We start from the raw sequence: 11,913 nt of genomic DNA, 5'->3' as shown, positions 1-11,913 counted from the left end.
AGGCCCTGTTCGCATGCCCGGCACTGGCCGCGATCACCCGATCGAGACTCCCGTTCGACAAACACCGCTCAAGATCGCAAAGACAACAGCTTCTCACCTGAGCCAATGAGCCGGACCGCCAGTTTGAGATGATCTCCAAATGCCGCATGCGACCATTCACCCGTAGCTCACAAGTGGCGCCCCACGGGTCAGTGACCTGCGCTCATACCGCCGTCGACGTGGAGGATCTCACCCGTGACAAACGAGGCGTTCTCCAAGTAGATCACTGCGTCGACGATGTCGCCGGGCTCTCCCATCCTGCCGACCGGATGCAGACCGGCGAGGGCCTCATGTGCTTCCACGGCATGCATGGGAGTCTTGATCAGGCCTGGTGAGACCGCGTTGGTGCGGACGCCGCGGGTCGCGTACTCGATGGCGAGGGCCTTGGTGGCCGACTGCAGGCCACCCTTGGTCAGCGAAGCGAGAACGGACGTGACATTGGAATCGGCGTTGTCGACCAGGCTGGTGGTGATGTTGACGATGTGCCCGGCGCCTTGGTGGAGCATCTGCTCGATCGCCAGCTGTGTGATGCGGAAGAAACCGGTCAGGTTCACCCCTGTCACGGACGCGTAGTCGTCCTGGGTGTAGTCCGTGAAGGGTTTGGCGATGAATACGCCCGCATTGTTGATCAGGGTGTCTATACGGCCGAACCGCTCGAGGCCGCCGGCGATGACGCGTTCGGCGGTGGTGGGGTCGGCGATGTCACCTTGCACCGTCAGAACGCCCGTATCGTGGGACGGGTCGATCCCGCGCGAGGTGGCGACGACGGCGTATCCGATCTTGCGATAGGCCTCGACGAGGGCGGCACCGATACCCTGCGAGGCGCCGGTGATGACGGCGACCTTCTGGTTTTGAGAACTCATGGTGAACTTGCCTCTTACTCAGATAGGGGTTTCTGGTCGATGAACCAGAGCCTGGAGACAAAACGAATGAATGGACTGATTACTACGCCATCCGAACGGCTCTTCCCGTCGCCCGGCTCGAATTCGGAAAATGACTTGGCTGCACGTGAGGCGTGCAGCCAAACCACGAACCAAGCATTCCCGTCGGGGCCTACGAGATCGCCTCCAACTGGCCGATGCCCGTCGGACCACGTCACGTCTGTGCTCAGGGAGTGCACGCCGGTGAGTGAAGGGGGTGTGTTTTCGGAGGCTGAGATGGAATTTCACTCGGGTGGAAGGGGCGGTCCAGCAAGACAGCCCCTTCGACACGACCTGAGGCGCCTGAACTCCGGTGGACGCTTCCGACCAAGGCCGCGAACCGCAGCCCCTGGTCTTCTTCACGTTTTGACCGGCGCGGGAAGCGCCCTGACTGCCCATTCCCGATCGGCCTCGCCGGTCCGCCGTGGATGCGAAAGCTTGTCAGATTCTGCCGGGGAGGCGCGTCGTGACCTCCTGGACCATCCACGTGTTGCCGTCGGGATCGGCGAACGAGAAGAACGACCCGTAACTGGTTCGCTCCGGGTCGGGGCCCTTGAGTCGCACCTCAGCGGGGAACGGGGCGCCATGCCACACATCGCTTGCCTCGACGCCACGGGCGACGAGTTCATTGTGGGCCTCTTCGATGTCGGAGACGATCAGCGCTCCCTGCAGCGAGCCGGTCCTGGCCGCCGTAATGCCCTGACCGAAGGTGACCGAACACCCGGAGCCCGGAGGTGTGAACTGGACGATGCGAACACCGTCCGCCGGGGCAGCGTCCTCGTCGAATCTCCAACCCAGATCTGCGTAGAACTGCTTGGATCGATCGACGTCGGACACGGGGATGATGTTGACCTCGAGGTTCATGTCAACCATGTCGCACTCCTCTGGTGATTCCAAGGCCGGACTCAACTCCCGGCCGCTCATCTGTGGCCACTACGGCCATTGCTGCTTCCAGTGATCAGGGGTTATTGGCCCGGCTGTTCAGGAGGCCTTGGCGCCCAGCAGATCCACCGGAACGATGACCGGGGCCGAGGTGAGCTTGGTCTCCGCGATTTCTCCGAGCGCGGCGGCGATTCGCCCTTCCAGGTGTGCCTGGCGACCCTGCTCGTCGTCGAACGTGTCGAACACCCCGAAGGTAGTGGCGCCCTGGCGGAACGCGAACCAGGTCACTGTGCCCTGCTCCTGCTCGGCCAACTCCTGCGCGCCGCGCAGAGCCGCCTCGACCTCGTCGGCGTGCTCGGGCCTCGCCTCTATGCGTACCAGCAAACCAATCTTCAACGCGGTCACTCCTCGTTTCAGGAAACGCCGGATTTCCGGCATGCCCACAACGTACGTGGCCGGTCTGCTCTCACATCAGTCGCAGAAACGACACAAATGATAGTGTTCCCGCCATTGAAGTCGCGGTTCTTGCCTATGACGCGGTATTCGGCTCCGGGCCCGCGCCATCCGCGACGTACTCGACAACACCAGCGCCGTCCGTTGGCGGGGGTAGACACCCGCATTGACTGCTCAGAAGCATTCTGAAACCTCCGCACAACTCCACGATGGTCGAACTTCCACCGCTGGACGTTTGCACCAGGCTCTTTCCGTGACCATCGCCGACAACGACATGCTCAAAACCGCTGTGCTCCGCCTGGCTGTCCCGCATGCAATCCTGCCGACATCAACTGGGCGGCCGTCGGCCGATCCTCGTCCTGCGGTGAATGGTCAACCGGGGGATCGGGCAGCGGTTACCCAAGTAGGTCCACTGCCACCTTGAGCACCACTCCGCTGCCTGGGGTGCTCTCCACAACCTGAGGCGGCGTCAGCGCGTCCATGGGACGTCGGTGAACTGTGAAGCTAAAGGTCTGAACCATTCACGTCAAGAGGTGAAGAATCGCACGCCTCCGGATCAGGAACCGGCACACTCCTTGAAGCGGTTGCCCGGCGGGCATGCTCAGTGACCACCTCTCGAGACCGCCCCAGGAGGTCAGGGGCCGAGCGGCTTGTCCCGCTCAGGAGACAGCCTCGTGGAGAGCTTCGCGGACCGGTACTGGATCACCGACGGGCTGATCAGCGAACGCAGGACCTGTTTGTCCCGTCCGGCATCTGAAACTTGTCGGCGTCTGTGCCCCGTCACGTTCCTTCCGATCGACAGCCCGCTGCGGCGCCACCGTAGGCGGCGAGTGGATCGCCAGGAGCCAGTGAGCGAATGCGGGGTATCGGCGAGGGGAGCAGCCAGAGCAGCGACAGCGCTCCTCCGACCGCAGCCGTGATCAGCGTCGCTCTGAGCCCGAGGTGGGTGGCGAGCACGCCTCCGGCGACGGCGCCGATGGGACGTACGCCGTAGTTGACCGTGCTGTACGCACCCGACACGCGGCTGCGCAGTCCGTTCGGTGTCACTGAGGTCTGCAGGGAGTTGAGGTTCACGTCGAACAGCATGACGCCGAAGCCGGAGAGAAACTCGGCACCGGCCAGCGCCCCTGCCCGGGCCCATGTGGGACCACTCGCAGCGGCGATGATGGCGATAGGGGCCGGGAAGAGTACCGCGCCGGCCGCGATGCTCCGTCCCACGCCGATCCGGCGTGAGATCCTCGGGGCAGTGACCGCGCCCAGCAGCGATCCGAGCGATCCGATGCCGAATGCCAGGCCGATGGTCCCCGCGGACAGCTCGAGCACCCGGTCGGCGAACAGCACGGTGAGACCGGTGCCCGAGAGGAAAGTGAAGAAGTTGACGGTCGTCGCGCAGCCGAGGCTCGCTCGCAGTACCGGGTGACGGACCACGAAGACCAGCCCCTCTCGGGCTCGGCGCAGCAGTGGATGCCCAGTCACCTCGGCGGCGTCATCGGTCGGTTCGTGCACCCGGACGGTCCCGATCAGCACCGCGGAGGCCACGAAGGAGACGGCGTCCGCGATCACGGCGAGGGGTGCGGTCAGGGCCTGGACGAGGGCACCGCCGATGGCGGGTCCCGCGACGAAGGAGGCCGACCGGCCGGCGCTGAGCTTGCTGTTGGCGTCCACGTAGGCCGAGAGCGGCACGAGGTGGGCGAAGAAGGGCGGATAGGCGGTGTTGAACACCACGCCCGCGACGCCGGTCAGGAACGCCACGGCATACAACTGGCCGAGTGTCACCGCACCCAGCAGGTGGGCGGCCGGCAAGGTGAGCAGCACACACGCACGCACCAGGTCGGCGAGGATCAGCAGGCGGCGCTTGTGCACCCGCTGATCGACCCAGGCACCCAGTACGACGGCGAGGAGATTCGGGGCCCAGACCGACGCGGTCAGCCATGCGACCTGATCGGCCGACGCGTCGAGCGCCGCCACGGCGACCAGGGGCAGCGCGAGTTCGGTGATCCGGTCGCCGAACTGCGATACGGACTGTCCGGCCCAGAAGCGAACGAACCTCCGGTCCTTTGAGGCTGATGTCCAGCGCGCCGCGTCCTGCTGGGAGTTCACTGCGTGTCGCCCGCCTGCTCCTCGGCGGACTCCGGCAGGAAGTAGCGCAGCAGCCGAACGTCACGGCTGCCGCTCGGCCGCTGTGACGGGTCGCGCAGGACATAGGGTGCGAGGACGGCCTCGATCGCGTCCTCGATGGCCGCGAGTTCCTCGGCGGTCACGACGACGCGGGTGTTGGCCAGGCCCGCGAGCCTGCGCCACACCGGCTCGAGTCCTGGTTCGGTTTCGGTCACCCATCGGTGAGGCAGGTCGGACGAGCGCGCGAACATCTGCCGGGACAGCGCCCGGGCGGCCGACCGGCCTTCCTCATCTTCGGGCACTTCGACACGGAAGCCCCGTGCAGCGGCCTCCCACCTCCGTTCCCGGCGGTCCGTGCCGGCCTCGGCGTCGCGGACCAGCCCGAAACCCGCAAGGTGGCGCAGGTGCCAGCTGGTCACGGACGGGGTGGCACCGACGTGCGGAGACAGCTGCGTGGCCGTCGCCGGCCCATGTCGCTGCAGGCGTTCGAGGATCGCAAGCCGCGCGGGATGTGCCAGCGCCCGCATGGCTTTCGGGTCGGTGATCTCGATATCGCCCAGGCGATTTCCGCGCTCCATAATGTGAGAGTGTTCTCTCAAAATGCCTTGGAGTCAACTCACCCGTGTCACATGGCCGTTGCTGCGTCCTCACAACGCGTGCACGAACGGAGCGATCGCGGCGGCGGTCTCCTTGACGAGGCGCACAGACCACCGCCGCTCAGCCCGCGAGGGCGTCACCATCCCCAGCCATCCCCTCCTCCGGCGGAACCCTCTGTTCCTGTTGCATACCGGGATATGCCTGTCACCCGGCGTTCATCCCACGACGGGGGGAACTTTGGGTTCCGAGAGCACGCTCCCCGGCGTGAGACGTATCGCAGGAATCGTCCTCGCGGTGCTGCTGATCGGCGGTGTGGTGACAGCCGTCGTGGCAGGCCGTGAAGGCCGGGACACGGGCACGGCAACGAAGACCGTGCGAGGAGTGATCGGTTCGGAGAAGGCGGACTTCTTCGCCGATCCCGCAGTGGTGAAGGCTCTCGCCGCCAAGGGCTACACCGTCAAGACGGAGACCTCAGGCTCCTGGGCCATGGAGGATCTCGATCTCAAGGAGTACGACTTCGCCTTCCCCTCAAGTCAGGCACCCGCCGACGCGCTCGCCGACAAGCACCACGTACGGCAGCCCCTGCCGCGGCCCTTCTACTCACCCCTGGTCGTCGTGGCGCACCGCAGCTCAGCCCAGGTACTCGCCGCGAACGGACTCGCCACCCTGGACCACGACCGTGGCACTCTCCACATGGCCGCGTACCTCGACGCGGCGCGCCGTGATCGCACCTGGCAGCAGCTCAAAGGGACCCGTGGCCACGCGGAGTTGACCGGGACCTTGTACATCGCGACCACCGATCCGGAGACCTCCAACTCCGGTGCCCTCTATCTCGCCGCCGCAAGCTATGTGGCCGGTGGCGGCCGCGTCGCAGCCGACAAGGCCGACGTCGACCGCACCGCGCCCCTCATGCGCAAACTGATCAGCGTCCAAGGTGCCCAACAGCCCAGTTCGGACGCGGCGTTCCGTGACTTCGTCAGCGGCGTCGGCAATCCGCTCGTCCTGGTGTACGAGTCCCAGGTGGCCGCCCTCCTCCACGACAGCCGGGGCGTGGACGACCTCACGGTCCTCTACCCGGACACGACGGCCAACAGCGATCACACGGTCGTACCGCTCACGCAGACCGGCCGCGACCTCGGTGAACTGCTCGGCGCCGACCCGGCGTTGCGCAAGCTGGCCGTACAGCACGGGTTCCGGCCGCAGGGCGACAGCGCCGAATTCACGGCGGCCACCGACCCGTACACCTCGTACCTCAATCAGAAGCTGACCGGTGTCCGGCAGGTGCCTGTGCCCACCTCCGCGGTGCTGCACGAGATGGCACGCCGGGCCCGGAATTAGGGGGAACCAGGCATGACCCACACCGACAACGAGACATTCACCCTCACCCCGCCCGAGCCCGTGGCGCCCGTGCCGCGGGAGAAGGCCGCCGGACTCGTGCCGCTGGACGACTCCGCCCGCGCCGACATGGCCAGGAGGGCTGCCGGCTACGTCGAAGGGCTCGCCGTGCTCGACGCCCGCTCCCCTGAATTCGCCGGGAAGATCGGGGAGATCACCGCACTGGGCGCAAGCGACATGCGCACCGCCGCCGCCCAGTCCAACCGCATGCTGGAGCGCACCGTGCGCAGCCTGCCGGGCAAGGGCGAGGACGCCCAGGCCCGCGTCGGCGGCTCGCTCGTCGAACTGCGGCGCGTCGTGGAGGATCTGGACCCGCGCGATCTGCCGGGGAGCAAGGGACGCAAGCTCCTGTCCCGGCTCCCCGGTGGGAACAAGCTGCGCGATCACGTCGCCAAGTACGCCTCCGCACAAGGGACCCTGAACAAGATCGTGGGATCCCTGCGCGGCGGTCAGGACGAGCTGCGCCGCGACAACGCCGCCCTGCAGACCGAACGCGTACGTCTGTGGGACACCATGGGCAAGCTCCAGGAGTACGTCGTTCTCACCGAGGCCCTGGACACGGCAGTCGAGCAGCACATCTCCGGCGTCGAGGCGAGCGACCCCGCCCAGGCCGACACACTCCGTGCGGACGTGCTCTTTCCCGTCCGGCAGAAGCACCAGGACCTGCTGACCCAGCTCGCGGTGTGCGCGCAGGGCTACCTCGCCATGGACGTCGTGCGGCGCAACAACGACGAGTTGATCAAGGGGGTGGACCGGGCGGCCACCACGACCGTCTCGGCCCTGCGCATCTCGGTGATGCTGGCCTCGGCGCTCGACAACCAGCGCAAGGTCGTCGACCAGGTCAACGCCCTGCGCGGAACGACCGAGGACCTGATCCGCGGCAACGCCGAGATGCTCGCCACGCAGAGCGGTGAGATCCAGCGCATCGCCGCGGACCCGGCGGTCGGCGCGGAGACCCTCCGCTCGGCCTTCCAGCAGATCTATCGCACCCTCGACGCCATTGACTCCTACAAGGCCCAGGCGACCGAGACCATGGCGGCCACGGTGGAGTCGCTGACGACGGAACTGCAGCAGGCGAGTGCGTACTTGGAGCGGAGCCGGTCCCAGGGTGCGTTGGAGGGGGGCCTCGCGTGAGACGACGTCTTGCCCTGATCGCCGGCCTCGTCGTCCTGCTGACGGCGTGCACGGCACAGCATCAGCAACCCGATGACGACAGCGGGCCCCAGCCCCGACCCGGCACCCTCCGCATTCTCGCCTCCAGCGAGCTGAGCGACATGGCCCTGGTCCTCGACCAGGTCCGCAAGACCACCGGAATCACTGTCCGCCCCACCTACATGGGCACCCTCGACGCCGTGGACCTGCTCGCCAGGGGCAAGGTGGACGGAGCCTACGACGCCCTCTGGCTGTCCTCGAACGACTATCTCCGTCTGCGCCCCGACGCAGCGAAGAAGGTCGTCTCCGAGACACCGGTGATGTCCAGTCCGGTGGCCATCGGTGTCCGGTCCCAGACGGTGCGCGCCCTGCACTGGGAGCCCGATCAGGTGACATGGTCACAGATCGAGCGAGCCGTACAGGACGGCAGGCTGACGTACGGCATGACCGACCCCGCCCGCTCCAACTCGGGTTTCTCGACGCTGATCTCGGTGGCCTCCGGGTTGTCCGGCGCCCAGTCCGCCCTGACCGACGCGGACGTCGCGAAGGCCACTCCGCAGCTGAAGGAGTTCTTCAAGGGGCAGAAACTGACGTCGGGTTCCTCGGGCTGGCTGGCCACCGCCTACGGCCGCCGCGGCAACGTCGATGCCCTGCTCAACTACGAGTCCGTCCTCAAGGGCATCCCGGGCCTGACCGTGATCCGCCCCCGCGACGGCGTCGTCACCGCCGACTACCCGATCTCCTCCTTGGCCTCGTCCGATCCGAACACGCGCGACGAGGTCCGCCGCCTCTCCGACGGGTTGCGCACACCGGCCGTGCAGCGGCTGATCACCGACCGTACGCACCGTCGACCCGTGGTCGCGTCCGTGCCGCCGGGCCTCGGTCTCGACACGAGCCGACGCCGCGAACTCCCCTTCCCCGGCACCCGGTCCGTCGCCGACCGCCTCCTCGACTCGTACGAGAACAAGCTGCGCCGTCCCTCCCGAACGGTGTACGTGCTGGACACCTCCGCCTCGATGCAGGGCCGGCGCCTCGAGCGTCTGAAAGCGGCCTTGCTGGACCTCACGGGCGACTTCCGGGACCGTGAGGAGGTCACGCTGATGCCGTTCGGGTCGGAGGTGAAGAGCGTGCGGACCCATGTCGTCGAGCCCACCGACCCACAGCACGGCCTGGACGCGATCCGTACGGACACCCGGGCTCTCGACGCCGGCGGCAACACCGCGATCTACACATCGCTGGAGAGGGCGTACGAACACCTGGGCGACGACCGCGACACCTTCACGTCGATCGTGCTGATGACGGACGGCGAGAACACCGCCGGAGCCAAGGCCGGCGAATTCGACGGCTTCCACCGCGGACTCGGTGACCATCGGCGCGACATACCCGTCTTCCCCATTCTCTTCGGAGACTCCGACAAGGCGGAGCTGGAGCACATCGCCGAACTCACCGGCGGCCGTCTCTTCGACGCCCAAACGGGCTCGCTCGACGGGGCCTTCGAGGAGATCCGTGGCTACCAATAAGTTCATGCGCTACGTCGAGTCCCGGAAGAACCTCCTCGGGAGCGTGGGTGGAATCGTGGGCCTCGGGCTCACCTTCACGGGCGTCGCGGGCGCGTACTGGCCCGTCGTGGTCGCCGGTCTGTACGGTGCGGGCGCGCTGATCGCGCCGCCGGAACGTCCGGCGCCACCGGACTTCCCCGACCTGTCCGCGCAACTGGACGAGCTGCGTGCCGACTTCGAGAAGCTGCGCGCCTATCTCGCGGACGTCGAGCTGCCGCCCGCCGCCTCCGGCCGGCTCACCGAACTGGCCGAGCTGCTGATGGCGTTGCTCGATCCGGGCTGGGTCTCGGAGGTCCTCGCCCAGGATCCCGAAGGCATCCACATGCTGTCCCGTCTCGTGCGGCAGGACGTCCCGGAAGCCGTCGACACGTTCGTACGGACCCGCTGGTGGAACCGGCTCGCGCCAGGACAGGAGCCGCCGGAGCGCCATCTTGACCGGCAGCTCGGACTCCTCCAGGACGAGGCGAGCCGGCTCGCCACGGCACTGCGCGAGACCGAGGCCCGGCGGCAGGAGACCCACACCCGGTATCTGGAGGACCGTTCCAAGTGAGCGGCGGGTACCACGCTTCCTGGGCCACCGGGTCCTCCTGCGGGGTCTCGGCTTCAGCGAACACGCCGTCGTGCAGGAACTCCTGAATTCCGCAGGGACGATCGTCATATGCGGGGACGACGGCGGCCTCCACCTTGGCCGCCATCCCATTTGACAGACCCACACTGCCCGTTCAGCCGATCGCGGCCATTTGTTCATGCTCTCCCGCCAGCCGGTGAGGGGTGGCCCGTCGGCGACCTTCCCCGAGGATTAGCCCGTGGCCGAAACCCCCGTCCCCCTGCCCCCCGAGGCAGTTACAGCTGATGCCATGGCCTGGCACTCCTCCGACGCCGAGCGCTGGCGTGCGCTGCGGCCCGGACGCTGGGCGCATCCCATTCTGTCGGTTCTAGCGCTGGCTCTGGCGAGTATCACCGCTCTCTGGCTGGCCCCGGCGGATGCCTACTTCTGCCGCGGCGAAGAGCCGTGCCCTCCCGACTGGCTCGGTACAGCGATGGAGGCGCTCGTCGCCGCCGTTCTCTACCGCGGCATCAAGCGACTGCCTCTGGCCACCATCGCGATACTCCCTCTTGTGGCCGTCTGGGCGCTCCTCGACCCGGACACTCCGACCGCGGCGGGAGTCACCATGGCGGTCGCGGCCTGCTATGTCTGTCTCGCCTGTACGCACAGGCTCACCGCCGCACGCCGTCAGCGCCGACTGGCGACGGAGACCGCCGGCCTCGAGCGGTATCCACTGCCCGAGGCGGCGATGCCCCGTCCGGCCGAGGGCCGGAACCTCGGCTGCGGCATCGTGATGGGCGTCATCGCCGTTCTCGCCTTCGTTCTCGGGCCGCTCGGCGTCACCTCGTTCATGAGCTCCGACGGCTGGCAAGCGATCGCGTTCCTGGGCAGTGGCGTCGCCTTGCTGGGTCTGTCCTACTACGTCAGGGACCGACGGCGCGCCGCCGCACTGCGCTGCGCGCCGGTGCCCGCGCTGCGGGTGCTCGTACGCAAGGGAGGTGGGCGCAACGACGGGCGTACGTACATCCTCGCGGCCGACGACGTCGAAGGGAGCAGGCCGCTCCTCAGCTGCTATGTCAGGCTCGCCTCCGGCGAGTACCGCAGCCCCGTGCACAACCGGCTGCGTGAGGCTGTGTTGTTCGGCCCGCCGCACCCCGGCGGAGGGCTCGTCCTCGTCTCCTCGGACGGGCAGGAGGCGCCCCGGTTGTGCGTCGAGTGCGATGCCGGACCGGCGCGTCAAGAGTACCCCGAAGGCCGGCTCGAGCCACCGCCTCCCGGCGCTGCGGCCGTGAGCTGGGGTGCGGGAATCGGCAGCAGGCTGTGCGCCGTCTTGGGCCAGTGCATCCTGATCGCCCTCACGGTCGGTGGCCTGGCCATACATGGTGATGTACCCCTGGGGCTCCGCCTTTACGCCGCAGGGTTCATCTTCATCGGGACCATCTTGATCATCACTCAGTTCAGCTGGCGCATCACGGCGGACAGCGCGGGCTTGTGGTGTGTCGGGGTCCGTCGCGTCCGGCTCATACCTTGGGGGGAGGTCGACCAAGTCTGGCTGAAGGACCGCGGATTCAACATTCTGCGCGTCGACGGGGCCTACGGCGCGGAGATGTACGGTGTCGTCGCCCCGGGCTGGCTCAACCGTCGTTTCCGCCGCAGACCGGAGGCGCTGCGAGCCGTCGACGCCATCCGCGCGCTGCACGCCGATCCCGCTCTGCGACCGACCGGACACAGTGCTCCCGACGACAGGGGCAGACCCATCGGCCTTCCGCTGCTCGCCGTCAATTCGGCACTGGCGCTCGCGCTGGTGGTATTCGGCTGACCGACGGCCCGGCGGTCGTGCCGACGGCCATGAAGGACTCGGTACGGCCTGCGCTCGGTGGTGTGGCGCCGTCACTCGGCCCGGCGGCTGCCGCGTGGGCGGACGCGCTCGCTGCGGGCGTTCTGCGCGGCAGACCCGTATCGGGGTTCGGCAACTGGTTCAGCGACCTGCGCTGAGCCCGCTCGTAAACCTGTCGCCGGTCAAGACGGCTCTGCCTACCCTCAAAGGTATGAATCTGCGGGAAGAGCGGCCTGATGACGGAGAAGCCGTGCGGAGTGTCCATCGGGAGGCATTCGGTGATCACGGACCTGTCGTTGCTGAGTTGACGGATGCCCTGCGCGACAGCCTCGTCCCTGGCGGAGGGCTGTCGCTGGTTGCCGAGCAGGCCGACGAGGTGGTCGGCCACGTCATGTTCACCCGCAGCGTCTCTGG

The 11,913-nt window shown here is 67.5% G+C and carries 11 protein-coding genes; 6 read left to right on the top strand and 5 right to left on the bottom strand.

What is annotated here, in order from left to right; translation table 11 throughout:
- Positions 1-188: 188 nt before the first annotated feature.
- The 5 genes from VXC91_RS37325 to VXC91_RS37305 form a co-directional block, all read right to left on the bottom strand.
- A complete protein-coding gene (locus tag VXC91_RS37325; protein WP_329511795.1) occupies positions 189-902 on the bottom strand; it encodes an SDR family NAD(P)-dependent oxidoreductase in 714 nt (237 codons plus the stop codon).
- Positions 903-1,400: 498 nt separating this feature from the next.
- Complete coding sequence (locus tag VXC91_RS37320; RefSeq protein ID WP_329511794.1) at positions 1,401-1,832, bottom strand: VOC family protein; 432 nt, start codon at positions 1,830-1,832, stop codon at positions 1,401-1,403.
- Positions 1,833-1,940: 108 nt separating this feature from the next.
- Positions 1,941-2,279, bottom strand: coding sequence for a putative quinol monooxygenase (locus VXC91_RS37315; protein WP_329511793.1), 339 nt, complete (start codon positions 2,277-2,279; stop codon positions 1,941-1,943).
- A gap of 795 nt (positions 2,280-3,074) precedes the next feature.
- Positions 3,075-4,394, bottom strand: a complete 1,320-nt coding sequence (locus tag VXC91_RS37310) for an MFS transporter (protein ID WP_329511792.1) — start codon at positions 4,392-4,394, stop codon at positions 3,075-3,077.
- Positions 4,391-4,990 (bottom strand): ArsR/SmtB family transcription factor, encoded by a 600-nt coding sequence (locus VXC91_RS37305; protein WP_329511791.1) that lies wholly within the window; start codon positions 4,988-4,990, stop codon positions 4,391-4,393. The genes VXC91_RS37310 and VXC91_RS37305 overlap by 4 nt, the downstream gene beginning before the upstream one ends.
- A 283-nt stretch (positions 4,991-5,273) precedes the next feature.
- Here VXC91_RS37305 and VXC91_RS37300 point away from each other — a divergent pair, with 283 nt between their 5' ends.
- The 6 genes from VXC91_RS37300 to VXC91_RS37275 all read left to right on the top strand — a co-directional run bounded on the left by VXC91_RS37300 (position 5,274) and on the right by VXC91_RS37275 (position 11,657).
- Positions 5,274-6,347 carry a substrate-binding domain-containing protein gene (locus tag VXC91_RS37300; RefSeq protein WP_329511790.1) on the top strand — a complete coding sequence of 358 codons (1,074 nt, stop codon included), beginning with the start codon at positions 5,274-5,276 and terminating at the stop codon, positions 6,345-6,347.
- 12 nt (positions 6,348-6,359) lie between these two features.
- The gene (locus VXC91_RS37295) at positions 6,360-7,538 is read left to right on the top strand and encodes a toxic anion resistance protein (RefSeq protein WP_329511789.1); all 1,179 of its coding nucleotides are present in this window, start codon (positions 6,360-6,362) and stop codon (positions 7,536-7,538) included.
- Entirely contained in the window at positions 7,535-9,076 is a 1,542-nt protein-coding gene (locus VXC91_RS37290; RefSeq protein ID WP_329511788.1) for a vWA domain-containing protein, read from the top strand. Before VXC91_RS37295 ends, VXC91_RS37290 begins: the two co-directional genes overlap by 4 nt.
- A 4-nt stretch (positions 9,077-9,080) precedes the next feature.
- Positions 9,081-9,665 (top strand): hypothetical protein, encoded by a 585-nt coding sequence (locus tag VXC91_RS37285; protein WP_329511796.1) that lies wholly within the window; start codon positions 9,081-9,083, stop codon positions 9,663-9,665.
- Positions 9,666-9,921: 256 nt separating this feature from the next.
- Positions 9,922-11,481 (top strand): hypothetical protein, encoded by a 1,560-nt coding sequence (locus tag VXC91_RS37280; RefSeq protein ID WP_329511787.1) that lies wholly within the window; start codon positions 9,922-9,924, stop codon positions 11,479-11,481.
- A 29-nt stretch (positions 11,482-11,510) separates the two neighbouring features.
- The gene (locus VXC91_RS37275; RefSeq protein WP_329511786.1) at positions 11,511-11,657 is read left to right on the top strand and encodes a hypothetical protein; all 147 of its coding nucleotides are present in this window, start codon (positions 11,511-11,513) and stop codon (positions 11,655-11,657) included.
- Positions 11,658-11,913: the final 256 nt, after the last annotated feature.

It is taken from the genome of Streptomyces chiangmaiensis, from assembly GCF_036281785.1.
Lineage (GTDB): Bacteria > Actinomycetota > Actinomycetes > Streptomycetales > Streptomycetaceae > Streptomyces > Streptomyces chiangmaiensis.
Note: the sequence above shows the minus strand (reverse complement) of the source record. Positions and strands in the feature narration are given on the sequence as shown.